24 protein-coding genes and 1 pseudogene are annotated in these 24,189 nt (G+C 74.7%); 12 read left to right on the plus strand and 13 right to left on the minus strand.

The window, feature by feature from the left end:
- Positions 1 to 41: 41 nt before the first annotated feature.
- The 5 genes from ACFVU3_RS07250 to zapE all read right to left on the minus strand — a co-directional run bounded on the left by ACFVU3_RS07250 (position 42) and on the right by zapE (position 5,061).
- Positions 42 to 926, minus strand: a complete 885-nt coding sequence (locus ACFVU3_RS07250) for a polysaccharide deacetylase family protein (RefSeq protein ID WP_390064462.1) — start codon at positions 924 to 926, stop codon at positions 42 to 44.
- 78 nt (positions 927 to 1,004) lie between these two features.
- Positions 1,005 to 1,901, minus strand: coding sequence for a PPK2 family polyphosphate kinase (locus ACFVU3_RS07255; RefSeq protein WP_390064464.1), 897 nt, complete (start codon positions 1,899 to 1,901; stop codon positions 1,005 to 1,007).
- 87 nt (positions 1,902 to 1,988) lie between these two features.
- Complete coding sequence (locus tag ACFVU3_RS07260; protein ID WP_390064466.1) at positions 1,989 to 3,350, minus strand: alkaline phosphatase PhoX; 1,362 nt, start codon at positions 3,348 to 3,350, stop codon at positions 1,989 to 1,991.
- A gap of 165 nt (positions 3,351 to 3,515) precedes the next feature.
- Positions 3,516 to 3,941, minus strand: a complete 426-nt coding sequence (locus tag ACFVU3_RS07265; RefSeq protein ID WP_376600629.1) for an OsmC family protein — start codon at positions 3,939 to 3,941, stop codon at positions 3,516 to 3,518.
- Between the two features lie 34 nt (positions 3,942 to 3,975).
- Complete coding sequence (gene zapE / locus ACFVU3_RS07270; protein ID WP_390064468.1) at positions 3,976 to 5,061, minus strand: cell division protein ZapE; 1,086 nt, start codon at positions 5,059 to 5,061, stop codon at positions 3,976 to 3,978.
- Positions 5,062 to 5,097: 36 nt separating this feature from the next.
- On the opposite strand from zapE, the gene ACFVU3_RS07275 reads away from it, so the two are divergent.
- The 4 genes from ACFVU3_RS07275 to msrB all read left to right on the plus strand — a co-directional run bounded on the left by ACFVU3_RS07275 (position 5,098) and on the right by msrB (position 8,398).
- On the plus strand, positions 5,098 to 5,883 hold the full coding sequence (locus ACFVU3_RS07275) for a pyrimidine reductase family protein (protein WP_390064470.1): 786 nt from the start codon (positions 5,098 to 5,100) through the stop codon (positions 5,881 to 5,883).
- 106 nt (positions 5,884 to 5,989) lie between these two features.
- Positions 5,990 to 6,460, plus strand: coding sequence for an indole-3-glycerol phosphate synthase (locus tag ACFVU3_RS07280; protein WP_390064471.1), 471 nt, complete (start codon positions 5,990 to 5,992; stop codon positions 6,458 to 6,460).
- Positions 6,461 to 6,577: 117 nt separating this feature from the next.
- Positions 6,578 to 7,975 carry a UDP-N-acetylmuramate--L-alanine ligase gene (gene murC / locus ACFVU3_RS07285; RefSeq protein ID WP_390064473.1) on the plus strand — a complete coding sequence of 466 codons (1,398 nt, stop codon included), beginning with the start codon at positions 6,578 to 6,580 and terminating at the stop codon, positions 7,973 to 7,975.
- A gap of 15 nt (positions 7,976 to 7,990) precedes the next feature.
- On the plus strand, positions 7,991 to 8,398 hold the full coding sequence (gene msrB, locus ACFVU3_RS07290; protein ID WP_390064474.1) for a peptide-methionine (R)-S-oxide reductase MsrB: 408 nt from the start codon (positions 7,991 to 7,993) through the stop codon (positions 8,396 to 8,398).
- A gap of 68 nt (positions 8,399 to 8,466) precedes the next feature.
- On the opposite strand, the gene ACFVU3_RS07295 is transcribed toward msrB, so the two are convergent.
- Positions 8,467 to 9,006 carry a GNAT family N-acetyltransferase gene (locus ACFVU3_RS07295; protein WP_390064476.1) on the minus strand — a complete coding sequence of 180 codons (540 nt, stop codon included), beginning with the start codon at positions 9,004 to 9,006 and terminating at the stop codon, positions 8,467 to 8,469.
- 114 nt (positions 9,007 to 9,120) lie between these two features.
- Between ACFVU3_RS07295 and ACFVU3_RS07300 the strand changes: the two genes are divergently transcribed.
- On the plus strand, positions 9,121 to 9,774 hold the full coding sequence (locus tag ACFVU3_RS07300) for a DsbA family protein (protein WP_390064477.1): 654 nt from the start codon (positions 9,121 to 9,123) through the stop codon (positions 9,772 to 9,774).
- Between the two features lie 118 nt (positions 9,775 to 9,892).
- Here ACFVU3_RS07300 and ACFVU3_RS07305 read toward each other — a convergent pair whose 3' ends face one another.
- The 3 genes and pseudogenes from ACFVU3_RS07305 to ACFVU3_RS07315 all read right to left on the minus strand — a co-directional run bounded on the left by ACFVU3_RS07305 (position 9,893) and on the right by ACFVU3_RS07315 (position 11,830).
- Complete coding sequence (locus ACFVU3_RS07305; protein ID WP_390064478.1) at positions 9,893 to 10,678, minus strand: SDR family NAD(P)-dependent oxidoreductase; 786 nt, start codon at positions 10,676 to 10,678, stop codon at positions 9,893 to 9,895.
- 83 nt (positions 10,679 to 10,761) lie between these two features.
- Entirely contained in the window at positions 10,762 to 11,001 is a 240-nt protein-coding gene (locus tag ACFVU3_RS07310) for a DUF397 domain-containing protein (protein WP_390064479.1), read from the minus strand.
- A pseudogene (locus tag ACFVU3_RS07315) lies at positions 10,998 to 11,830 on the minus strand (helix-turn-helix domain-containing protein). The gene ACFVU3_RS07310 and the pseudogene ACFVU3_RS07315 overlap by 4 nt, the downstream one beginning before the upstream one ends.
- Before the next feature lie 149 nt (positions 11,831 to 11,979).
- Between ACFVU3_RS07315 and ACFVU3_RS07320 the strand changes: the two are divergent.
- Positions 11,980 to 12,417, plus strand: coding sequence for an ATP-binding protein (locus tag ACFVU3_RS07320; RefSeq protein ID WP_390064480.1), 438 nt, complete (start codon positions 11,980 to 11,982; stop codon positions 12,415 to 12,417).
- Between the two features lie 24 nt (positions 12,418 to 12,441).
- Here ACFVU3_RS07320 and fusA read toward each other — a convergent pair whose 3' ends face one another.
- Positions 12,442 to 14,445 (minus strand): elongation factor G, encoded by a 2,004-nt coding sequence (gene fusA / locus ACFVU3_RS07325; RefSeq protein WP_390064482.1) that lies wholly within the window; start codon positions 14,443 to 14,445, stop codon positions 12,442 to 12,444.
- A gap of 491 nt (positions 14,446 to 14,936) precedes the next feature.
- Between fusA and ACFVU3_RS07330 the strand changes: the two genes are divergently transcribed.
- A complete protein-coding gene (locus tag ACFVU3_RS07330) occupies positions 14,937 to 15,599 on the plus strand; it encodes a DUF6232 family protein (RefSeq protein WP_390064483.1) in 663 nt (220 codons plus the stop codon).
- On the opposite strand, the gene ACFVU3_RS07335 is transcribed toward ACFVU3_RS07330, so the two are convergent.
- Positions 15,586 to 16,008, minus strand: a complete 423-nt coding sequence (locus ACFVU3_RS07335) for a VOC family protein (protein WP_390064484.1) — start codon at positions 16,006 to 16,008, stop codon at positions 15,586 to 15,588. The genes ACFVU3_RS07330 and ACFVU3_RS07335 overlap by 14 nt on opposite strands.
- Before the next feature lie 214 nt (positions 16,009 to 16,222).
- Between ACFVU3_RS07335 and ACFVU3_RS07340 the strand changes: the two genes are divergently transcribed.
- The 5 genes from ACFVU3_RS07340 (at position 16,223) to ACFVU3_RS07360 (ending at position 21,027) form a co-directional block, all read left to right on the plus strand.
- A complete protein-coding gene (locus tag ACFVU3_RS07340) occupies positions 16,223 to 16,858 on the plus strand; it encodes a nucleoside/nucleotide kinase family protein (RefSeq protein WP_390064486.1) in 636 nt (211 codons plus the stop codon).
- A 65-nt stretch (positions 16,859 to 16,923) separates the two neighbouring features.
- Positions 16,924 to 18,015 carry a hypothetical protein gene (locus ACFVU3_RS07345; RefSeq protein WP_390064487.1) on the plus strand — a complete coding sequence of 364 codons (1,092 nt, stop codon included), beginning with the start codon at positions 16,924 to 16,926 and terminating at the stop codon, positions 18,013 to 18,015.
- Between the two features lie 175 nt (positions 18,016 to 18,190).
- Complete coding sequence (locus ACFVU3_RS07350) at positions 18,191 to 18,727, plus strand: tetratricopeptide repeat protein (RefSeq protein ID WP_390064488.1); 537 nt, start codon at positions 18,191 to 18,193, stop codon at positions 18,725 to 18,727.
- Positions 18,728 to 18,831: 104 nt separating this feature from the next.
- Positions 18,832 to 19,791 (plus strand): hypothetical protein, encoded by a 960-nt coding sequence (locus tag ACFVU3_RS07355; protein ID WP_390064490.1) that lies wholly within the window; start codon positions 18,832 to 18,834, stop codon positions 19,789 to 19,791.
- 84 nt (positions 19,792 to 19,875) lie between these two features.
- Positions 19,876 to 21,027 carry an aminopeptidase P family protein gene (locus ACFVU3_RS07360; protein ID WP_390064491.1) on the plus strand — a complete coding sequence of 384 codons (1,152 nt, stop codon included), beginning with the start codon at positions 19,876 to 19,878 and terminating at the stop codon, positions 21,025 to 21,027.
- A 20-nt stretch (positions 21,028 to 21,047) separates the two neighbouring features.
- On the opposite strand, the gene ACFVU3_RS07365 is transcribed toward ACFVU3_RS07360, so the two are convergent.
- Complete coding sequence (locus ACFVU3_RS07365; RefSeq protein WP_390064492.1) at positions 21,048 to 22,292, minus strand: serine hydrolase domain-containing protein; 1,245 nt, start codon at positions 22,290 to 22,292, stop codon at positions 21,048 to 21,050.
- Positions 22,293 to 22,404: 112 nt separating this feature from the next.
- Positions 22,405 to 24,156 carry a malto-oligosyltrehalose trehalohydrolase gene (gene treZ / locus ACFVU3_RS07370; RefSeq protein ID WP_390064494.1) on the minus strand — a complete coding sequence of 584 codons (1,752 nt, stop codon included), beginning with the start codon at positions 24,154 to 24,156 and terminating at the stop codon, positions 22,405 to 22,407.
- Positions 24,157 to 24,189: the final 33 nt, after the last annotated feature.

Consider the following 24,189-nt stretch of genomic DNA (forward strand, 5'->3'; position numbering starts at 1 on the left):
CCGCCGCCCCGCCGGGGGGTCGCGCGGCGGCGGGGGTCGCCTCACCCCGCGGTGACCGGTTCCGCCCGCATCAGCTCGGAGACCTTCACGAAGCGGTAGCCGCGGGCGCGGAGTTCGGGGACGACGCGGCGGATCGCGCGCTCCGTCGCGGGGGCGGCGCTGCGGGTGCAGTGGAGGACGACGAGCGAGCCGGGGCGGACGCCGGAGAGGACCTGCTCCGCCACCGCGTCGGGGTCCTTCGCGAACGCGTCGCCGCCGACCACGTCCCACTGCACGGCGGTGACCCGTGCCGGGGCGAGGGCGTGGAGCGCGGTGTCGTCGTAGCAGCCGCCGGGGAAGCGGAAGTACGGCACGACGTTGACGGCCCCGGCGTCCCGGAAGGAGTCGAAGGCGCGCTTCACGTCGGAGGCCATGTCGGGCGCGGCGACCGCCGGCAGGCCGTAGCAGGGCTCGGCGAAGGCGTAGTGGCTGTAGGAGTGGTTGGCGATCTCGAAGCGGGGGTCGCGGCCGATGGAGCGCACCTGGTCGGGGTACTCCTCCGCCCAGCGGCCGGTCATGAAGATCGTCGCGTCCACCTTCAGCCGGCGCAGGGTCGCGATGAGCGCGGGGTTGTCGAAGCGCTCGCCGCGCGCGGCCCGGGGGCCCTGGTCGGCCGTCATGTCGGCGTCGAAGGTGAGGGCGACGACCTTCTCGGCGCTCCGGCCGGTCCGCCGCTCGTACACCGGGGTGCGGCCCTGGGGCCCGGCGGCCATCGTGGGCGGCGCGGCGGGGGCGGGCTTCGCGCCCGGGGCGGCGGTCGGCTTCGCCGTACGGGCGGGGGAGGGCGGGTCCACGGGAGGCGAAGCGGTGTCGGCGCCCCCGCCGCAGCCGACGAGAACGGCGCCCAGCAGACCAAGCGCCGCCACTTTACGTACAGAAATGGTCACGAACGGAAGTTATCCGATCGAATATGAAGCCCCGTCGCCGCACCCCGGGGCACGGCGCGCCGCGTCACCCATCAGGACTCAGGTCGCGAGCAGCCGCCGCCGGCACTCCGCCACGTCGAAGTCGCCCGGCGGGTAGCGCGGGTCCAGCGCCTCCAGATGCTCCAGGAGCAGCCTGCTGACCGCCCAGTTCCGGTACCACTTGCGGTCCGCCGGGACGACGTACCAGGGCGCCTCGGGCGACGAGCAGCGCTCCATGGCCAGCTCGTACGCCTCCTGGTAGTCCGGCCACCGGGTCCGGTCCTCGATGTCGCCGGGAGCGAACTTCCAGTGCTTGTCCGGGTTGTCCAGGCGGGCGAGCAGCCGGGCGCGCTGCTCCTCGTACGACACGTGCAGGAAGACCTTCACCAGCGTCACGCCGTCCTCGGCGAGCGCGCGCTCGAAGCGGCCGATCTCCTCGTACCGCCGCTTCACCTCCGCGCGCGGGACCAGCTCCCGGACCCGGGCGATCAGCACGTCCTCGTAGTGCGAGCGGTCGAAGACGCCGATCTCGCCCGGCACCGGCAGCGCCCGGGTGACCCGCCACAGGAAGGGGTGGGCGCTCTCCTCCGCGGTGGGCGCCTTGAAGGCGCGGATCCGGCAGCCCGACGGGTTGAAGTGGCCGGTGACGTGCTTGACCGTGCCGCCCTTGCCGCTGGTGTCCATGCCCTGGAGGACCAGCAGCAGCCGGCGCCGGTCGCCCGCCGTGCTCGCCGCGTGGAGACGCTCCTGGAGCGCGGCGAGCCGCGGGGCGAGGAGCGCGGTGGCGGCGATCCCGGCCGCCTTGCCGTCCGGGGCGTCCGGGCCGCCGGGCATCGCCCGGGGGTCGTGCGCGGAGAGGTCCACGGACTCGCCCGGGGCCAGCCGCAGCGTCTCGCCGAGGGGCGGCGCGCCCCGTCCGCCGTCCCCGTCGCGCCCGTGGTCCGTCTTCTTCGCCACCGCCCGCGTCCCTTCCGCCGTGCCGCTCGCCTCCCCCGATCCTGCGCCGGATCGGGGCGGCCCGCGAGCGCACCCGGGGGCGTGCGGTCAGCGCCAGGGGCCGGTGACGGCGAACGTGGTGCCGGGGGTGTAGCAGTTCACGTACATCGTGGCGCCGTCGGGGGAGAAGGTGACGCCCGCGAACTCGCCCCACTCCGGGGCCCCGGGGGTGCCGATGTCCTGCGCGCCGCGGGCGACCGCGTACACCTCGCCCGTCCTGCTCACCCCGAAGACGTGCTGCGCGCCGCCGCCGTCCTCGCACACCATCAGGCCGCCGGTGGGTGCCAGGCAGATGTTGTCGGGGGACTCGCCGGGCAGCCGGACGTCGGTGTCCGGGCCGAAGACGACGGCCAGGGTGAGCCGCCGGACGCGCGGCTCGTACTTCCACACCTGCCCGAAGTGGGTGGCGCCGGAGCCGTCGGAGGCCCGGGCGAAGGAGGAGACGAAGTAGACGCAGCGGCCGCCCCAGTAGCAGCCCTCCAGCTTCTGCGCGTGGGTGATCCCGCCGCGCCCGAAGTCCTGGAAGCGCAGCGGCGTCACGGTCGCCTGCGGGTCCGGCACCGGCACCCACTCGACGGCCTCGAAGACCGTCCCGGCCTCCCGCACCACCGACAGGTCGGGGATGCCGGGCACCCGCATCGCCTCCAGGGTGCCGCCCGCGCGCAGGGAGCCGGTGCCGCCCAGCGGCACTTCCGGCAGGAAGCGGTAGAAGAGGCCGAAGGGGTGCTCGAAGGCGTCCTCCGTCTCGTACACGACCCCGCTGTACGGGTCCACGGCGACGGCCTCGTGCGCGAAGCGGCCCAGCGCGGTGAGGGGGACGGCGCCGGTGCGGTGCGGGTCCTCCGGGTCCACCTCGAAGACGAAACCGTGGTCCTTCTCGTACCCCTTGGTCCCGGCCCTGTCCTCGGTCTCCTCGCAGGTCAGCCAGGTGCCCCAGGGGGTCGGCCCGCCGGCGCAGTTGACCGCGGTGCCGGCGACGCCGACGCGCTCGGAGCGGACCTCGCCGCCGGGGCCGAGGCCGAGGACGGTGCAGCCGCCCTTGGCGCCCGGGTCGTGGACGAGGCCGGGGACGAGGGGCACGGGGCGCCGCGCCTCGGGCCGGTTCTCGTGGTTGCGGACGAGCCGGACGCCGCCGTCCGGGGCGGCGAAGGCGCTCATGCCGTCGAAGCAGCCGGGGACCCGCCCCTCGCCGGAGCGCAGCGACGCGCCCTCGCGGGAGAGGACCCGGTAGGAGAAGCCGGCGGGGAGGTCGAGCAGGCCGGCCGGATCGGGGAGGAGCGGGCCGTAGCCGCCGCGCGGTTCGGCGGCGGCGGGCGAGCCGGCGAAGAGGTCGGCCAGCGCGCCGGTGAAGGCGATCCCGGCGACGGACGCGCCGGTACGGGCCAGGATCTGACGTCGTGTCACGGACATGGGACGGCCTTCCCGCCGGAGACAGGTGTGGACCCGCCGTATGTACCACGCACCGGAGTGCGTGATGCCACGACGCGGGTCCACGGCGCCTCGGATGGCGCAATGCCGTCCCCGTCGGCCCCGTCCGGCGGAACGCGGGGCGGGGCCGACAGGGGTGACGGGGCGTCAGGCCAGCTCGGCCGTCAGCGTGATCGTCGTGCCGGTGAGCGCCTGGCTGACCGGGCAGTTCTTCTTGGCGCCCTCGGCGGCCTCCTGGAACTGGCCGGCGTCCAGGCCGGGGACCTCGCCGCGCACGGTGAGGTGGATCCCGGTGATGCCCTCGCCCGGCTGGAAGGTGACGTCCGCCTTGGTCTCCAGGCGGGTGGGCGGGTTGCCCGCGCCGGCCAGGGCGTGCGAGAGGGCCATCGAGAAGCAGGAGGAGTGCGCGGCGGCGATGAGCTCCTCGGGGCTGGTCTTTCCGTTCGGCTCCTCGGAGCGGGCCGGCCAGGAGACGTCGTAGGAGCCGAGACCGGAGGAGTCGAGGGAGACGACGCCGGAGCCCTTGAGGAGGTCGCCCTGCCAGACGGTGTGGGCGTGACGGACGGTGGCCATGGTGGATCCCTTTCGATCGGGTATGGCCCCCAACCTACTGCGCCACGAGCCCCTTTGCGTCCCGCGCCAGAGCGGTGAGCCGGGAGATGGCCCGGAAGTACTTCTTGCGGTAGCCGCCGTTCAGCATCTCGTCGCTGAACAGCTGGTCGAACGGGAGTCCGGAGGCGAGCACGGGTATCTCGCGGTCGTAGAGGCGGTCGGCGAGGACGACGAGCCGCAGCGCGGTCGACTGGTCCGGGACCGGGCCCACGTCGGTGAGGCAGACGGCCGTCAGGTCGTCGGTGAGGGCGCCGTACCGGCTCGGGTGAACCCTGGCCAGGTGTTCGAGCAGGTGCGGGAAGTCGTCGAGGGAGGAGCCGGGGACGCGGTACGCGGTCTCCGTGACGACCTGGTCGGAGTGGGGCGCGGGGGCCTCGGGCAGGCCCCGGTGGCGGTAGTCCTCGCCGTCGATCCGCAGCGGGCGGAAGTGCGCGGAGAGGCCCTGGATCTCGCGGAGGAAGTCGGCGGCGGCGAAGCGGCCTTCGCCGAGCTTGCCCGGGAGCGTGTTGGAGGTGGCCGCGAGGGCCACGCCCGCCTCGACCAGCTTGCCGAGCAGGCTGGAGACGAGGACGGTGTCGCCCGGGTCGTCCAGCTCGAACTCGTCGATGCAGAGGAGGCGGTGCCCGCTCAGCGTCCGCACGGTCTGCTGGAAGCCGAGCGCGCCGACCAGGTTCGTCAGCTCCACGAAGGTGCCGAACGCCTTCAGGGCCGGCTCGGCGGGCGTGGCGTGCCACAGCGAGGCGAGCAGGTGGGTCTTGCCGACGCCGTAGCCGCCGTCGAGGTAGACGCCGCGCGGGCCCGCCGGGGCGGCGGGCTTGCGGGCGAACCAGCGGCGCCGGCCGGCGCCGCTCGCGTGGGCCCCGCCGAGGGTCTCGGCGAAGCCGGAGAGCGCCTTGACCGCCTCGCACTGGCTCGGCTGGTTCGGGTCGGGGAGGTAGGTGTCGAAGCGCACCGAGTCGAAGCGCGGCGGCGGGACCATCTCCGCGACCAGCCGGTCGGCGGGGACGTGGGGCTCGCGCGAGCACAGCGAGAGCGGGGTCGCCGCGGCGGAGGCGGCTTCATTCAGGGCACGGGTCGACACAGTTCCCCACTGTAAGCGCCGTGTCAGACTGCGAGAATGCGACAGCTCTTCCCTGTGACGGACATGACAGCCTCGAAGACCCAGGTCAGCGACGCCGGGGCCGACCGGGAGTGGTCCCTCGACGAGCTGGCCGACGCCTACGCGTACCCGGAGGGGGAGGAGCGCTGGCTGCGGGCCAACATGGTCTCCTCGCTCGACGGCGCCGGTCAGCACGAGGGCCGCTCGCAGCCGCTCTCCTCCGACACCGACATGCGGATCTTCGGCACCCTGCGGGGGCTCGCCGACGTCGTGGTGGTCGGTGCCGAAACGGTACGCCTGGAGGGGTACCGCCCCGCCCGCGCCCGCGAGGTCTTCGCCGCCCGCCGCGCCGCCGCCGGTCAGGGCCCCGCCCCCGCCATCGCGGTCGTCACCGCCTCCCTCGACCTGGACCTGACCCTCCCCCTCTTCACCTCCCCGCTGGTCCCGACCCTCGTCCTGACCGGCGCGGGCGCCCCGGCCGACCGGATCGCCGCCGCGCGGGACGCCGGTGTCGAGGTGCTGCTCGCCGGTGACGGGGCCGCGGTGGACCCGGCCCGCGCGGCCGCCCTCCTCGCGGAGCGCGGGCTGCGCCGCCAGCTCACCGAGGGCGGCCCCCGGATGCTGGGCCAGTTCACCGCCGCCGGGGTGCTCGACGAGCTGTGCCTGACGGTCTCCCCGACGATGACGGCGGGTGATGCCCAGCGGATCGCCCACGGGCCCTCGCTCGTCCGTCCGACACGCTTTGGACTGGCTTCTCTGCTGGAGCAGGACGGCTTCCTCTTCAGCCGCTACCGTCGGATCTGACAATCGGCGGAATTTGTCGTTCCGCTTAGCGTCGGCTGGGCACAATCACAGTCGCAGTCCCCGTGCGGGCACGGGGAAGGATGGTTTCCGCAGAAGGGCTCCTGAGGTGTTCACAAGCGTTCTGATGATCGAGAAGCCCCTGACGTCCGTGGACGTGGAATTCGTCACCACCCTGCACGGCGACGAGGGCGTGTCCTTCATCGTGCTGATGCAGCCGCGAGGTGACCAGGCCGATCTCTTGCTGCGCGCCATCGACGACGTGGCCATGGGCGAGCTCAAGGAGGCGACCCGCGAGGGCGAAGAACCGGAGGGCAAGGAGGCCCGCGAGCCGGCCGAGCTGGCCCTGGAGCACTCGCTCCGGGCCCTGAGAGCGGCGGGCTGCGAGGCGGTCGGACAGGTGGTCGAGGACCACCCCCTCGACAAGATGAGGGCCGTCGTCGAGGAGTCGGAGGCGGACGAGGTGATCGTCCTCACCGCCCCGCACTACGTGGAGGAGTTCTTCCACCGCGACTGGGCCTCCCGCGCCCGCCACAAGGTGGGCGTCCCCGTCCTGAAGCTCTTCGCGCACAGCGAGTAGCGGCACCCGGCCCGGGGGCGCGGCGCGTCCGTGTCCCCGGACCGTTCCCCGGGCCGTCCGCCGCCAGCCACTAGGCTGGGAGCGACACGTCGTACGCACACCCGGGGAGAGAACCGCATGGCACCCGCCATCCCTGCCGCCATGGAACGGCCGCACTTCATCGGCATCGGCGGTGCCGGAATGTCGGGCATCGCGAAGATCCTCGCCCAGCGCGGCGCCAAGGTCGCCGGCAGCGACGCCAAGGACTCCCCGACCGCCGAGGCCCTCCGCGCCCACGGCGTCACCGTGCACATCGGCCACGCCGCCGACCACCTCGCCGACGACGCCTCCGCCGTCGTCGTCTCCAGCGCCATCCGCGCCGACAACCCCGAGCTGGCCCGCGCCGCCGAGCTCGGCATCCCCGTCGTGCACCGCTCCGACGCCCTCGCCTCCCTCATGGACGGGCTGAACGCGATCGCCGTCGCCGGCACCCACGGCAAGACCACCACCACCTCGATGCTGGCCGTCGCCCTCACCGAGCTCGGCGCCGACCCCTCGTACGCCATCGGCGGCGACCTCGCGGGCCCGGGCACCAACGCCCGGCACGGCGCCGGCGAGGTGTTCGTCGCCGAGGCCGACGAGAGCGACCGCAGCTTCCAGAAGTACGACCCCCAGGTCGCGATCGTCCTCAACGTCGAGCTCGACCACCACGCGAACTACGCCTCCATGGACGAGATCTACGAGTCCTTCGAGAAGTTCGCCGCGAAGATCCGCCCCGGCGGCACCCTCGTCGTCGGCGAGCACACCGGCGCCCGCGAGCTGGCCCGCCGCGTCGCCGCCGAGGGCCGCCAGGACCTGGAGATCGTCACCGTCGGCGAGGGCGAGGGCTCCGACGCCCGCATCCTCAAGATCGTCCCGAACGGGATGAAGAGCGAGGTCACCGTCGCCCTCGACGGCGCCGAGCACACCTTCACCGTCTCCGTCCCCGGCCGCCACTACGCGCACAACGCCGCCGCGGCCCTCGCCGCCGGCGCCCGCGCCGGCCTCGACCCGGCCGCCCTCGCCCAGGCGCTCACCGCCTACACCGGCGTCGGCCGCCGCCTCCAGCTCAAGGGCGAGGCCGCGGACGTGCAGGTCATCGACTCGTACGCGCACCACCCCACCGAGATGACCGCCGACCTGGAGGCCATGCGCGGCGCCGCCGGCGGCTCCCGCCTCCTGGTCGTCTTCCAGCCGCACCTCTTCTCCCGCACCCAGGAACTGGGCAAGGAGATGGGCGACGCGCTCGCCCTCGCGGACGCCTCCGTCGTCCTCGACATCTACCCGGCCCGCGAGGACCCGATCCCCGGCATCACCAGCGAGCTGATCCTCGACGCGGCCCGCGCGGCCGGCGCCGACGTCACCGCCGTCCACGACAAGACCGCCGTCCCCGGCGTGATCGCGGGAATGGCACGCCCGGGCGACTTCGTTCTGACCATGGGCGCGGGCGACGTCACGGACCTCGGTCCCGAGATCCTCGCCCGCCTGGCGAAGTAGAGGAGTGGACGGACGATGGCGTACGAGGTCGAGAAGTCGGACGAGGAGTGGCAGGCGCAGCTGACCCCGTCGGAGTACCAGGTGCTCCGGCTGGCCGGCACGGAGCCCGCCTTCCGCGGCGAGTACACGGACACCAGGACCCGAGGTGTCTACTCCTGCCGTGCCTGCGGGTCCGAGCTCTTCACGTCGAACGAGAAGTTCGAGTCGCACTGCGGCTGGCCGTCCTTCTTCGACCCGAAGGACAGCGACGCCGTCGAACTGGTCGCGGACACCTCCCACGGCATGATCCGCACCGAGGTCCGCTGCGCCCGCTGCGGCTCGCACCTGGGCCACGTCTTCGAGGGCGAGGGCTACCCGACCCCCACGGACCAGCGCTACTGCATCAACTCGATCTCCCTCCGGCTGGAGCCGGAGGCCGACTGACACGGTGAGGCGGTCCCCCGCGGGCGTCCGGTGACGGACCAGGGGGACCGCGTCCCCTCCGCCGGAGATCAGGCGGGCCGCGGGGCGGTCGCGGCGTAGCAGTGCACCGCGACCGGGCCGTGCGGGCCCCAGTGCTGCACGACGGTGTCGAGCCGGTGCCAGCCGAGCCGCTCGTACAGGGCCGTCGCCGCGGTGTCGTGGGCGGCCACGTCGAGCACCGGATGCAGGCCGCGCTCCCGGGTCGCCGCGACGGCCGCCGCGAGGAGCAGCGCGCCGATGCCGTGACCGCGGGCCGACGGGGAGACGTACAGGCGGTTGACCATGGCCGTCGCGGCGGCGTCCGCCCCCGTGCGGGCGCTCCACACGCCGGGCGCCCCGTCGTGCTCCCGGGGCCCGGCCACCCCCACGTGCCCGACGATCCGGCCGTCCAGCTCCGCCACCCACGCGCCGAGGTGCGTCGGCGGGGTGATCCAGGCGGCCGGGTGCTCCGGCCAGCTCAGCGGATAGCCGTCGTGCTCGTGGACCTCCCGCAGCAGCCGTACGGAGGCGTCCAGGTCGTCTTCGCCGGCCCGGGGCCGGACGGCCGGGGCGCTGTCGTGGATCTTCATCGCGGTATCGAAGCACAGACCGGACGACGGGCGTCTTCGGCCACGGATTGGCCCAGGAACAGGGGGCGGAAGTTGCCCAGGATCATGGGTCGTTCATCCGGCAGCCTGGACGCCATGACGATCGACGACGCCCCGCGCCCCCTCGCCTCCGGCACCGCTCCCGCCCGCACCCGGGTGGACTTCTGGTTCGACCCCGCCTGCCCGTTCGCGTGGATCACCTCCCGCTGGATCCTGGAGGCCGAGCCGCTCCGGGACCTCGACGTCCGGTTCCGCGTGATGAGCCTGTACCTGCACAACGAGGGCAACGAACTGCCCGGCTGGTACCGGGACCTGGTGGACCGGTCGATCGGCCCGGTGCGGGTCGCCGTGGCCGCGGCCCAGCGGTGCGGCGACGAGGTCCTGCGGGACCTCTACACCGCGTACGGCACCCGCATCCACCAGCGGAAGGACAAGGACTTCGACCGGGTGGTCGCCGAGGCCCTGGAGGAGCTGGGCCTGCCCGCCGGACTGGCCGCCGCCGCGCACACCGACGCGTACGACGCGGACCTCCGGCGCAGCCACGACGCCGGCACGGACCCGGCCTCGGGCCGCTACGTCGGCACCCCCACCCTCCACCTCGACGGCACCCCCTTCTTCGGGCCCGTCCTCGGCGCGGTCCCGCGCGGCGAGGAGGCGGCGGAGCTCTTCGACGCGGTCCGCGTCCTCGCCCGCCAGTCCCGCTTCTTCGAGCTGAAGCGGGAACGCACCGGAAGCCTCGACCTCGCCTAGGAACCCCGCGCGGCACGGGCCGCCGGCGGTCCGGGGGGAGAGGTGATCCGGTGGGCGCCGGACGGTCCCGGACGTCAGGCTGCCCGCCCGGCCCGTCGGCCCGACCATGCCGCACGACCTAGTGGACGGAGAAGCCGCCGTCCACGAAGAGCGACTGGCCCGTGACGTAGGCGGAGGCGGTGCTCGCCAGGAAGACGGCGGCGCCCGCGAAGTCCTCGGCGAGGCCGTTGCGGCCGGTCATCGTGCGGGCGGCGAGCGCGGCGACCTTCTCCGGGTCGGAGGAGAGCCGCCGGTTCAGCGGCGTCATCACGAAGCCGGGGACCAGCGTGTTGGCGGTGACGCCGTACGGGGACCACGCCTCGGCCTGTGAGCGCGCGAGGGACTCCAGGGCGCCCTTGGACACCCCGTACGCCCCGCTCTGCACGAACGCGCGGTGGGCCTGCTGCGAGGTGACGTGGATGATCCGGCCGAAGCCGCGCTCGGCCATCCCGGGGCCGAACCGCTGCCCGAGCAGGAACGGCGCCTCCAGGTTCACGGTCATCGTCGTGTCCCAGACCTCCTCGCCCAGCTCCCCGAAGGGCGGACGGAGGTTGATCCCGGCGGAGTTGACGAGGATGTCCGGCTCCCCGAACACCCCGGCCGCCGCCTCCGCGCCCGCCCGGATGCCGTCCCGGGTGCTCAGGTCGGCGCTCACCCGGGCCGCCCGGCAGCCGTCGGCCGTCAGCTCCCCGACGGTCGCGGCGAGCTCCGCCTCCTTGCGCGCCAGGACCACCACGCTCGCCCCGGCGCGGGCCAGCGCCCCGGCGATGGCCTTTCCGATGCCGGAACTGCCGCCCGTGACGAGGGCGGTGCGGCCTTCGAGGGAGAACAGGCCGGAGAGGTATCCGGCGGGGGTGGTGCTCATGCGGTCACTCCTCAGGACGTGCGGGTACCGGCCCGCCCACGTGCGGTAGGGGGCAGGTACACGCATCCTGGCACAGCCGCCTCTCAGGCGAGCCGGGCGACGAACTCCGTCCAGGCGCCCGGCGCCACGGCGAACTGCGGGCCGTCCGGGACCTTGGAGTCGCGGACGTGGACGGTGGAGGGGCAGGCGGCGACCTCGACGCAGTCGTCGCCACTGCCGCTGCTGTGACTCGACTTGCGCCAGGAGAGGGCGACCTCTACGCAGTCGCCGTCGCCACTGCTGCTGTAGCTGCTCTTGAACCAAGCCAGGTCTGTGGTGCTCATAGTGCTCCTCGGATCTCCCGCAGTAGGCCCACGGATGCCTCGACAGACAGGGCCTGTGTCCGCATCCTGGCATATCGCTTCTGGAGGATGCTGACCTCTTTGCGGTCCGAGATGAGCTGGGATGTGCGCTGGCCCTCGCAGTACGCATACCAGGCGTTCTCCTCGGTTTCCAGGAGTTGCAGAGGGCCGCCGAGGCCCGCGTGATACCCGCGTGACTGCGCCATGACCTGGAGATCGATGGTGCGCTGCTCGCCGATGGCAAGGATGTAGTCGATCTGCTCCCGCGCGACCTCTGGGCCGGCCACTTGGCGGCGCAGTACATGCTCCTCGATGATGAAGCTGTAGATCGTCTGCGGGTGTTCGGTGATGAGCTTCATCCTCTCCGTGCGGGCGACCATCTTCGCCTCGATCTGGGCGTCCTCCAGCGCTGGAATCTGCTTCTCGAAAAGCGTTTTGGCGTAGGCCGGCGTCTGAATCAATCCGGGAACGAACCGGTTCTCGAAGATGTAGAAGGTCACCGCCTGTGGCTCCAGCGCCGCCCACTTCTCGAACCACTTCGCCAACCCCGCCTTGCGCGTCAGGTGCTTTGCTGCCGCTCGGATCACCCCGAACGCGTCCAGCAGCTCCTCCGCCCTCTCCAGGAACTCCTTCGACGGCAGGCGCCTGCCCTGCTCGATCGAGGCGACCATGGTCAGCGAGTAGCCCACCAGCGGTGCGAACTGCTCCTGCGTCAGGCCGGCCCGTCTGCGGAAGCCTTGACCACTTCGCCGAACGCCTTCAGGCTCTCCGACGTCTCCGGTTCGCCGCCCCTCGGGACCTCGTCCGCCACCCCACCACCTCCCGCACCCGTGTGCCCGCGCTGAACTCCTCCAGGTTCACGGACAGTCACCGGTACCGTCCAGAGCGCGCACCCGTACGCTATGCAGCGTACGGGTGGCTGAGCTGGCAACTCGCCCGGGGCCGCGCCACATTGGCCCCATGACCACCCCAGCGACCCGCCGACGGCCCGTCACCGTACGTATGTTCGCGCAGCGTTTCAGCTCCACCCCGCGTGGCGCCCGCCTCGCCCGGCGGCTGGCCCTCCACCAACTCCACCAGTGGGACGTCCCGTACGACTCCGCCCTGGCGGAGGCGGCGGGGCTGATCGTCGCGGAGCTGGCCGCGAACGCCGTGACCCACGGCCGGGTGCCCGGTCGCGACTGCGAGCTGGCGCTGCTGTACGCGCCCGGGCTGCACCTGCGGATCGACGTCTCCGACACCCGGGGCGAGCGGCGGCCGGCGTCCGGCGTGCCGGGGCCGCTGGACGAGGGCGGGCGGGGCCTGCTCCTGGTCGGGGCGCTGGCCTCGCGGTGGACGGTGCTCGACCGCGTACCGGTGGGGAAGACGGTACGGGCCGAGCTGGACCTCAGGGGATGAGGTCCGGCCCGGCCCGTTCGCGGGTCAGCCGCGCAGCGCCTCGTACCCGGCCGGGCGGGTGGTGAAGGTGCCGCGGCCCTGGGTGCGGCCGCGCAGGCGGGTCGCGTAGCCGAAGAGCTCGGCCAGCGGGACCGTCGCCGTCACCACCGACGTGCCGCCCCGCACGGCCGAGTCCGTGACCCGGCCCCGCCGGGCCGCGAGGTCGCCGAGGACCGTGCCCACCGACTCGGCGGGGACGGTCACCGTCACCTCGGCCACCGGCTCCAGGAGCGCCATCACGCCCGCCCGGAGCGCCTCGCGCAGCGCGAAGCGGCCGGCCGTGCGGAACGCCATCTCCGACGAGTCCTTCGGATGGGTCGCCCCGTCCGTCAGCGTGACCCGGACGCCCGTCACCGGATGCCCGCCGAGCGGGCCCTCGGCGAGCGCGTCCCGGCAGCCGGCCTCGACCGCCCGGACGTACTCCTGCGGCACCCGCCCGCCGGTGACCGCCGACGCGAACGCGAACTCCTCCCCGCCCTCCAGGGGCTCGACGTCGAGGACGACATGGGCGAACTGGCCCGCGCCGCCGTCCTGTTTGACGTGCCGGTACAGAAGCCCCGTCACGCCCTTCACCACCGTCTCGCGGTACGCGACCCGCGGTCGTCCCACCGCGACCTCCAGGCCCCGGTCCCGCCGCAGCCGCTCCACCGCGACCTCCAGGTGCAGCTCGCCGAGGCCCGACAGCACGGTCTGGCCCGTCTCCGGGTCGCTCCGCACCACCAGCGACGGGTCCTCCTCGGCGAGCCGGGCGAGGGCCGTCGCCAGCCGGTCCGTGTCGGTGCTCCGGCGCGCCTCCACGGCGACCGAGACCACCGGATCGGCCGTCACCGGCGGTTCGAGGACGACCGGCACGTCCGGAGCGCACAGCGTGGCCCCGGCGCGGACGGCCTTCGGCCCGACGACGGCGACGATCTCGCCGGCGGCGGCCGACGGCACGTCCACCGTCCGGTCCGCCTGCACCCGCAGGATGCGGGAGATCCGCTCCCGCCGGCCGGTCGCGGAGTCCAGCACGGTCGCCCCCGGGGTGAGCACGCCCTCGTAGACGCGGACGTACACCATCCGGCCGGTGGAGGCCGCGCTCACCTTGAACGCCAGCGCGACCAGCGGCGCGCGCGGGTCGGCCGCCCGCTCGCCGCCGGCGACCGGGGGCCGGTCGGGCGGGGCGGGCAGCCAGGCGACGATCGCGTCCAGGAGCGGTTCCATCCCCCGGTCGCGGTACGCCGAACCGCACAGCACCACCACGGCCGCCCCCGCCAGGGTCAGCTCCCGCAGGGCCCGTTCCAGCGTCCCGTCGGCCAGCGCGCCGGCCGCGCAGAACTCCTCCAGGGCGCCCGGATGCAGCTCCGCCACCGCCTCCTCCAGGGCCCGCCTGCGGCGCACCGCCTCGTCCCGCAGCCGCGCGGGCACGTCGGTCTCGGTGCGGCCGTCGTCGTCCCACAGGTGCGCCCGCATCCGGACCAGGTCGACGACGCCGCGGAAGCCGTCCTCCCGCCCGACGGGCAGCTGGACGGGGAGCGGGACGGCGCCCAGGCGCACGCGGATCGAGTCGACGGCCGCGTCGAGGTCGGCGCCCGCCCGGTCCATCTTGTTGACGAACGCGATCCGGGGCACGCCGTGCCGGTCGGCCTGCCGCCACACCGTCTCGCTCTGCGGCTCGACGCCCGCGACCGCGTCGAAGACGGCCACGGCCCCGTCGAGGACGCGGAGCGCCCGCTCGACCTCGTCGGAGAAGTCGACGTGGCCGGGGGTGTCGATGAGGGTGATGCGGTGGTCGGCCCACCCGCAGCTGACGGCGGCGGCGGAGATCGTGATGCCCCGCTCCCGCTCCTGCGGGTCGAAGTCGGTGACGGTGGTGCCGTCGTGGACCTCGCCCTGCTTGTGGACGGCGCCGGTCAGGAAGAGGATCCGCTCGGTGACGGTGGTCTTGCCCGCGTCGACGTGGGCGAGGATGCCGAGGTTGCGGACGCGGGTGTTCGGGGAGACGCGCACGGTGTCGTGCCTTTCGCTGCTGCGTGGAAGAACGGGGCAGCGCGATTCCCGGACGCACGGAGGCGTCGGCGGGCCTGCGATGACGGGCGCGCAGCCGTCACCGGCAGGCGGGAGAGGCGAGGATCACGTCGTACCGGCGGGCGCGGGGGAAGGACGCGACGGCGGCGTACTGGTGACGCACGGTCGGCTCCCCTCGGTCGGTCGGACGGTCTCGCGGCGGCGCGCCGGTCGGTGCGCCGTGACGGGAGTGTAGGGAGCGGGGGAGTGCGGGCGACAGCGGTTTTTCCGGTGCGGGCGGGACGGTGCGGGGGAGACGAGGGCCAGGGCGGGGGACGGGTGTGGTGACGCGTGGCCATTTCTCGACTGTCCCGGGGGGCCCGGCGGGTGCTTAATGGGGGTCCGCCCAGGCGCCCCTTGGGATACGGCTCCATGGGAATCGGCCACGAGGGTGCGGGCACGCCAGTGCGCGACGTCACGACACGGGGGAGACATTGGACGAGACGACCGGCCCCGGCACGCCGCCCGAGCCGCCGCGCGTACCGCCCGGCACGCCGCCGAAGGGCCAGGCGCCGGCGCCGCCGCCCGGCCCGCCCGCCGGCCCGCCGCCCGACGCGCCGCCCGACGCGCCGACCCGGCGGGCCTGGCAGGTGCAGCCCCGGGCCGCGGTGCCGCGCGGCCCGCGCGCGGTCGACCTGAAGGTCAGCCGCGGGGTCCTGTGGATCGGCACGGCCGCGCTCCCGCTGCGCCACCTCACCTCGGTCGAGGTGTCCCGGGCCAAGCCCGACTGGGTGCTGCGCCTGTTCCTCTCCGGCGTCCTGGCCGCCGCCTTCGTCGCCTTCGCCGCCAAGGACACGGGCCCCTCGACGCGCTCCGCGGCCGTCGTCTGCGCGATCGGCGTGGGCGCCCTCCTCCTGAAGGTCGCCTTCACCCCGCCGAAGCCGGTGCTGCTCTTCCAGACCGCGGCGGGTTCCACGGCCGCCGTGACCCTGCCGGACATCGACGAGCTGCGGCACGTCGCGGCCCTGATCGTGCGGGCGATCGACGACGTCCCGACGGAGTTCGGCGTGGTGGTGCAGCGCGTGGGCTCCCCGTCGGGAGGGAACCCGGACCGTTCCGTCGTCCGCGTCAGGGGCGGCGGCCTCAGCTATCGGTAGCGGCGTCGGCGGGCTGGAGGAGGTCCCAGCGGTTGCCGTAGAGGTCCTCGAAGACGGCGACGGAGCCGTACGGCTCGTGCCGCGGCTCCTCCAGGAACTTCACCCCCGCCTCCGTCATCCGCGCGTGGTCGCGGGCGAAGTCCTCGGTGTGCAGGAAGAAGGCGACCCGTCCGCCGGTCTGGTTGCCGACGGCCGCCTCCTCCTCCTCGTTCTTGGCGCGGGCCAGCAGCAGCCCCGCGTTCCCGATCCCGCCGACGCCGCCGGCGCCGTGCGGCCGGACGACGACCCAGCGGGTGCCGTTGCCCCGGTCGGTGTCCTCGACGAGGTCGAAGCCGAGGGCGTCGGTGTAGAAGGCGATGGCCTCGTCGTAATCACGGACGACGAGAGTGACGAGTGCGATGGACGGCATCACCCCAACGTAATACGCGGACGGGACCGGCCCCACCCGCGTAGACCCGCGTCGCGCCCGGGCCGACCCTCGACACGGCGAGGGTCGGTACGAGGGTCGGGGGAGGGGCGGAGGCGGGTCCGGACAAGGGCGGGACAGGGGTCGGTACGAGGGGAGGCGGTGGCGTCCCCGGTGCGCGGGGCGGGCCGGCCGGGCGGGCGCGGCCGGTGCGAGAATGCCCCGTATGGACGCACAGGGCCTCGACCGCCTCGCCGCCCGCGCACGGCGCCTCGCCCGCCCCGGCCACCGCCGCGTCCTCGGCCTCGCCGGACCGCCCGGCGCCGGGAAGTCCACCCTCGCCGCCCGGCTCGTGGACCGTCTCGACGGGCTCGCCGTCCTCGTCCCCATGGACGGATTCCACCTGGCCGGCGCCGAACTGGACCGGCTCGGCCGGGCCGCGCGCAAGGGCGCCCCCGACACCTTCGACGCCGCCGGGTACGCGGCCCTCCTCGCCCGCCTCCGCACCCCGGAGCCCGGCACCGTCGTCTACGCCCCCGCCTTCGACCGCGCCCTGGAGGAACCGGTCGCCGGCTCGATCCCCGTCCCGCCGGAGATCCCGCTCGTCGTCACCGAGGGCAACTACCTCCTCCACCGGGCGGGCGCCTGGGCGGCGGTCCGCCCCCTCCTCGACGAGGTCTGGTACCTCGACCTCCCCGACGCCGTCCGCGTCCCCCGCCTCGTCGCCCGTCACGTCCGCTTCGGCCGGAGCCGCCCCGAGGCCGAGGAGTGGGTGGCCCGCTCCGACGAGGCCAACGCCCGCCTGGTCGCGGAGGGCCGCGACCGCGCCGACCTGGTGGTGACGACGGGCTGACGCCCGGGCCCCTACCGCCCGCTCGCGCCCGTCCGTCACCATGTACCTGACGACAGGGGGAAAGAGTGACGGAGATCCTTTACGCCGAGCGGTCGAGGAATCCGCTGGCCAGGACGGTCGAACTGACCGAGGCCGGCATCCGCAGGGGCGGCCGGTCCACGCCGCTGGGCGAGCTGAACCTCGCCGCCATGGCGGAGGCGTACCAGCGTGGGCAGTGGCTCGGCGGCGGCGGTTCCGAGCGCCCGCTGGCAGGGCTGGACGAGGGGCCCGGCGTGGTGCCGGTCATCCGCCTCTCCGGCACCAGCACACCGCTGAAGGTGCGCCGGGCGCGCGAGTTCGCGGACGCGCTCGGCGGGCTCGCGGTCCGGCTCAGCGGCGGTCCCGGGTGGGTCGGGGAGCTGGGGCGGCGGGCCACGGCCGAGGGCGTGCCGCTGTGGCTGGCCCGGCGGACCGCTCCGGGACCCGCCGGGGACGTGACCGTCGCCGTGGACCGGCGGCTGGTGCGCGTCGACGCCTGGGGCCCGCAGGCCCCCGCCGTCCGGATCCGGGCGCCGTACGGCTTCCACGCGGACGAGCCCGACCCGTCCCGGGGCCTCACGCTCACCGTCGGCGACACCCCCGCCGTGCTCCGCCTGACCTACCGGAAGCTGCGCAGGTCCAAGAGCGCGGTGGAGGCCGAAGTAGGCGGACAGCGCTGGGAGTTGAAGCGGGAGAGTTCGACCGGCTCCTGGCTGCTCCGCGACGGCGAGCGGGTCGCCCTGCTGGCCAGGCCCCCGCGCCGCCGGGGGACCGTCCGCCCCGATGCGCCCCTGCTGCCGCTGGGTCCGGTCGGCCACCAGACGTCCGACCCGCTGGACGCGGTCATGGCGCACGCCTTCGCCGCCGCCTTCGGCCTCGGCGACACCACGGGCCTCGCCCGCTTCCCCTCCCAGTGGCGCCCGAGGGAGGGCTACGAGCCCGCCGCCGTGGACACCGACTGGGGCCGCCCCTGGTTCACCAACATCGGCACCGGCGGCGACGACAACGAGTCCGGCGGCGGCGACGGCTGGGGCTCGGACGGCGGCGCCGCCGGCGACTCCTCCGGCGCCGACGGCGGCGGGGACAGCGGCGGTGGCGGTGGCGGTGGCGACGGCGGTGGCGGCGGGGGCGGTGACTGAGCACGGGCGCCCGGCCCGGCCGGTGACCGGACCGGTGACCGGACGTGCCCCCGGCCCCCCGCCGACGGCGGTGCGGGCCCGGGGCACGTCCGGTGCGGGGCGGCCGGCGGCCGGGCGCCGTCACCGCCCCGCCCGGCGCGCTCCCGGGCCGGGGGCCCCCGAGTAGGGTGACGCCATGAGTGACGAGCGCGCCGGGGACGCCGGGTGGGAGGAGCGGGTCGCCGCCCTCTGGGAGAAGATCGACGCGTACGGACCCGAGGAGTTCCGGGCCCGGATCGCGGAGCTGGCCGCCGAACGGGGCGACGACGACGCCCTCGCCCTCTTCGAGCTCGGCGCCGCCCACGACTCCACCGGGCTGCCCGCCGAGGCCGTCACGTACTACCGGCGGGCGCTCGAAGGCGGGCTCACCGGGCTGCGCCGGCGGCGGGCCGTCATCCAGCTCGCCAGCAGCCTGCGGAACCTCGGCCGCCCCGACCGGAGCGTCGAACTGCTCACCGTCGAACGGGACCTGCCCGCCGAGCGGCTCGACGCCGACGAGCGGGCACTCGCCCCCGCCGTCGACGCCTTCCTCGCCCTCGCCCTCGCCGACACCGGCCGCGACCGGGAGGCCGCCTCGCTCGCCCTCGGCGCGCTCGCCCCGCTGCTGCCCCGCTACAACCGCTCCCTCGCGCACTACGCCCGCGCCCTCCTCACCGCCCCCGACGGCTCCTGACCCGCTCCGCGCCTCCGCCCCCCGCGGCGACTTCGCCGGGGGGCCGGTGCGCGCGGCACCCCACTCGCTAGGCTGAACGCAACGGCGACGGAAGGCGGGCTGACGTGGGGTGGCTGCGCAGGAGACCCAAGCGGGACGGCGAGGAAGCGCCGCGGGATCCGGAGTTCGCGTACTTCTCCGAGCGCGAGGCCGCGCTCTTCCGGGCCACCGTCCGCGAGGCGTTCGCCGAACTCGGCCTGGAGGTCACCGTCTACGCGTCCTCCGTCCAGGACGACAAGCAGCGCCGCTTCGGCCTCGGCAACCTCGCCGCCGTCTGCCACCGCGACCGGCGCGGGCCGCGCGCCTGGCCGGACCTGATCCGCCGTCATGTCACGCTCGTGGTGAGGACCCTGGACGGTCCCTCGGCCCTCGACACGCTGCCGCCCGAGCAGATCCGCGCCCAGCTCTACCCCCGGGTCGTCAACGGCGAGGGGATCGACCCCGGCGCCTTCGGCTACGCCCGGACGCTCGCCCCCGGCCTGTACGAGGTGCTCGCGCTCGACCTGCCGGAGAGCGTCATGATGCTCACCGACGACGCCCTCGACCGGCTCGGCGACCCCGCGCAGTTGCGCGACCGCGCGCTGAAGAACCTGCGCGGGCTCCCCGTCGAGGAGCACGAGACCGTACGGGACGCCGACGGCATGTCCTTCGAGGTCGTCGTCGGCGACTCCTTCTACACCGCGAGCCGTGTGCTCGACCTCGACGCCCTGGCCCAGCGGGTCACCGGGCTGCCGCTGGGGGAGCACGGCGCCCTGGTCGCGGTGCCCTTCCGGCACCAGATCGCCTTCCACCCCATCCGGGACACCTCGATCATCCCGGCGCTCGGCGCGATGGCCTCCTTCGCCGCCTCCGAGTACGAGGACACGCCGGGCGCGATCAGCCCGTACGTCTTCTGGTGGCGCGGCGGCACCCTCACCCAGCTCAGCGAGCACGACGAGGAGGGCGGCGAGCTGCGGATCGTCGTCGGCGACGACTTCCAGGACCTGCTCGAACGGCTGATCGCGCAGGGACCGGGGCCCCGCTGACGCGCCGGCGAGCGGTCGCGGCGGCCGGGACCTGCGGGCAGGATGCTGGAGGACGACCGCCCGCGCCGCCGCGAAGGAGACCCCATGCCGAGCACCCCCGCCGAAGCCGCCGGTGACGCCCCGGCGCCCTTCACCGCCGACGACTACCGGGCCCGGATGGACCGGGCGGCCGCCTCGGCCGCCGACGCCGGACTCGCCGGGGTGCTCGTCGCCCCCGGCCCCGACCTCGTCTACCTGACCGGCTACCGGCCGACCGCGATCACCGAACGGCTCACCGTCCTGGTGATCGCCCCCGGCCAGGACCCGGTCCTCGTCGTCCCCACCCTGGAGGCCCCCGACGCGCAGCGGGCCGCCGGCGCCCCCGCGCTGGCCCTCCGCGACTGGACCGACGGCAAGGACCCGTACGCGGTCACCGCCCCGCTCCTCGACGCCGCCGGGCGCTTCGGCGTCAGCGACAACGCCTGGGCCATGCACCTCCTCGGCCTCCAGCAGGCCCTGCCGGGGACCTCGTACGTCTCCCTCACCGAGGCGCTGCCGATGCTGCGGGCCGTCAAGGACGCCCATGAGCTGGACCGGATCGCGGCCGCGGGGGCCGCCGCCGACCGGGCGTACGAGGAGATCCTGAAGGTGCGGTTCGAGGGCCGCCGCGAGACCGAGGTCGCCGCCGACCTGGCCCGGCTGCTCAGGGAGTTCGGCCACTCCCAGGTCGACTTCACCGTCGTCGGCTCGGGCCCCAACGGCGCCAACCCGCACCACGAGGCTGGCGAGCGGGTCATCGAGCGCGGCGACATGGTCGTCCTCGACTTCGGCGGGCTCAAGCACGGCTACGGCTCCGACACCACGCGGACCGTCCACGTCGGCGAACCCACCGACGAGGAGCGCCGGGTCCACGACGTCGTCCGCGAGGCCCAGCAGGCCGGCTTCGAGGCGGTCAGGCCCGGCATCGCCTGCCAGGACGTGGACCGCGCGGCCCGCCAGGTCATCACGGACGCCGGGTACGGCGAGTACTTCATCCACCGCACCGGCCACGGCATCGGCGTCACCACCCACGAACCGCCCTACATGATCGAGGGCGAGGAGCGGCCCGTCGTCCCCGGCATGTGCTTCTCCGTCGAGCCGGGGATCTACCTGCCCGGCCGCTTCGGCGTCCGCATCGAGGACATCGTGACGATGACCGAGGACGGCACCGGCCGCCGCTTCAACGCCACCCCGCACGAGATGGCGATCGTCGGGTAGCGGCGGCCGGGCGGGCCGGGTCACGGCACCAGCGGGTCCTCCGGGGCGAGCGCGGCGGCGATCCGGCCGGCGACCTCCTGCGCCATGTTCCCGTCGGCGGTCGTCGCCGTCTTCGTCGCCGAGACCGCGATGGCCAGCCTCTTCGACGGCAGGTACGCCTGGAGGGCCGCGTAGCCGGAGAAGGACGGGTTCTGGAGCAGCCACCCGCCGGAGACGATCACGCCCAGCCCGAAGTGCCGCTCCTCGGTCTGCTTCAGGCAGATCGTGGCCGGGCACGTGCGCGTCGGCGTGCCGAGGCCGACCGTGCCGGGGTCGAGCAGGACGCGGTACGAACGCGGGCCGATCAGCTCGCCGCTGCCGATGCCCTGGGCCGAGCGGGCCATGTCGCAGACGGTGCTGGTGATGACGGCGCCGGGACCGGTGGTCCACGAGGGGTTCCAGAAGGTGGACTCCTCGTAGAGGCCCCGGTCCGAGGTGAAGGCGTGCAGCACCGGGGCCGGGATCTCGGGCGTGAAGGAGTTCCTGGTCTCCCGCAGCCCCAGCGGGCCGGTCACCAGCTCACGGACCAGGCGGTCGATGCGGGTGCCGGTGATCCGCTCCAGGGCCCGGCTCAGCAGCAGGTAGTTGGCGTGCGAGTAGCTCCAGTTGGTGCCCGGGTCGTACCAGAGGTCGTGGGAGAACGGGAAGGCGAGCAGCTCCTCGGGAGTCCACTGCTTGAAGGGGTGCGGGGTGAGCTCGGCGCCGAACGCCGGGTCGGTGACGTAGTCGTGCAGGCCCGAGGTGTTGTTCGCCAGCATCCGCAGGGTGATCTCGCCGGCCCTCGGGACCTCCGGCAGCCAGCGCTCCACCGTGTCGTCGAGCCGCACCCGGCGCTGCTCGACCAGCCGCAGCAGGGCCGTCCCGATGTGGGCGAAGGCGACGGAACCGGCCCGGAAGTGCATGTCCGGCTCGGCCGGCACGCCCGTCATGGACTCGCCCAGCGCCCCCGTGACGACCTCGCGCCCGTCCACCGTCACCCGCAGCAGCACGGCGTTGAGCCTCAGGTCCTTCCTGGCCTTCCGCGCGACCTCCAGGACGCGCCGGGCGTCCCCGGAGAGCGGCCCGGGCGTGCGCGCGCACGTCTCGGACCCGTGCGGCGCGGCGCCCGCGGGGGCCGGGACGGCGGGGGCGGCCGACGGCGCGACGAGCGCGAGGAGGGCGGCGCCCAGGACCGCCGCGCGGACCCGGCCGCGGGCGCGGCGGCGAGGGGGAGTGGAGGGTGTCATGCGGGGCACTATGGCCGCCCGCCGCCCCGGCCCGCCCGGAACACTCCGGCCGTGCCCCCGAGCGGCGCCCGCCCGGCCCAGCGCGCCCGCCCGCCCCGCGCGCCGCCCCGCTTCAGCCGTCCGCCAGGACCACCGCCGACTCGGCGCCGAGGCGCAGCAGCCCGTCGCGGGCGGGGGCCTCGGCCGGCTCCCAGGCGGCGAGGACCCGGTCCCGGCCGTTCGAGCCCAGCGGGATCGCGGCCGGCTCCGGGCCCAGATTGACCGCCACCCGGACGTCGCCGCGCCGGAAGACCAGCCAGCGGGCGTCCTCGTCGAAGGCGACCTTCACCCCGCCCAGGTCCGGATCGGTCAGGTCGGGCAGGGTGCGGCGGAGGGCGATCAGCTCGCGGTGCCAGGCCAGGAGCCGCCGGTGCGGGTCGCGCTCGCGCTCGGCGCGGTCGAGGACCGAGCGGTCCCGGGTCGCCGGGTCCTGCGGGTCGGGCACCTCGCCCTCGTCCCAGCCGTGCGCCGCGAACTCCCGCCGTCTGCCCCGCCGTACGGCCTCCGCGAGCTCCGGGTCGGTGTGGTCGGTGAAGTACTGCCAGGGGGTGCGGGCACCCCACTCCTCGCCCATGAACAGCATCGGCACGGACGGGCCGGTGAGCACGAGCGCCGCCGCGCAGGCCAGCAGGCCGGGGGAGAGGGAGGCCGAAAGGCGGTCCCCCAGCGCCCGGTTGCCGATCTGGTCGTGGGTCTGGGCATAACCCAGGAAGCGGTGGGCGGGGGTGCGCTCCCGGTCGACCGGGCGGCCGTGGTGCCGGCCGCGGAAGGACGACCAGGTGCCGTCGTGGAAGAAGACGCGGGTGAGGGTCTTGGCCAGCGCGGCCATCGGGGCGCGCGCGAAGTCGGCGTAGTAGCCCTGTGCCTCTCCGGTCAGCGCGGTGTGCAGGGCGTGGTGGAAGTCGTCGTTCCACTGGGCGTGCAGACCGAGGCCGCCGTGGGTGCGCGGCGTGGTGGTGCGCGGGTCGGCGAGGTCGGACTCGCCGATCAGGAAGTGCTGGCGGCCCTGTTCCCTCGCCAGCTCGTCGACCGAGGCCGACAGTTCCTCCAGGAAGGTGAGGGCGCGGTCGTCGGCGAGCGCGTGCACCGCGTCGAGCCGCAGTCCGTCGATCCGGTAGTCGCGCAGCCAGGCGAGCGCGCTGCCGAGGAAGTACGCCCGCACCTCGTCCGAGCCGGCCGCGTCCAGGTTCACCGCCGCGCCCCACGGGGTGTGGTGGGTGTCGGTGAAGTACGGCCCGAAGGACGGGAGGTGGTTGCCGGAGGGGCCCAGGTGGTTGTGGACCACGTCGAGGACCACGCCCATGCCCAGGCCGTGCGCCGTGTCGGTGAACCGCTTCAGCGCCTCGGGCCCGCCGTACGGCTCGTGCACCGCCCACGGCGCCACCCCGTCGTACCCCCAGCCGCGCACGCCGGGGAACGGGCAGAGCGGCATCAGCTCCACATGGGTGATGCCGAGCCCGGCGAGCTCCCCGAGCCGGGCCGCGGCCGCGTCGAGGGTGCCCTCCGGGGTGAAGGTGCCGACGTGCAGCTCGTAGAGGACCGCGCCGCGCAGCCGCAGCCGGGGCGGCTCGTGGCGCCATGCGTAGGCCGCGTGGTCGACGACGGCGCTGAGCCCGTCCGGCCCGTCCGGCAGCCTGCGGCCGCGCGGATCGGGGCGGACGGGTCCGTCGTCGAGGCGGAAGCCGTACCGGTCGCCGTCGGAGGCCGGTACGGTGCCGGTCCACCAGCCCTCCCGCGGCGGGTCCCGGTCCAGCGGGTGCCCGGCGCCGTTCAGCTCCAGGGTCACCCGGTCGCGGGCGTGCGGCGCCCAGACCTCGAAGAGCACGGCGGTTCTCCTCGCAGACGTCGGTACCGGTAC

The sequence above is a fragment of the Streptomyces sp. NPDC058052 genome (assembly GCF_042885515.1).
GTDB lineage: Bacteria > Actinomycetota > Actinomycetes > Streptomycetales > Streptomycetaceae > Streptomyces.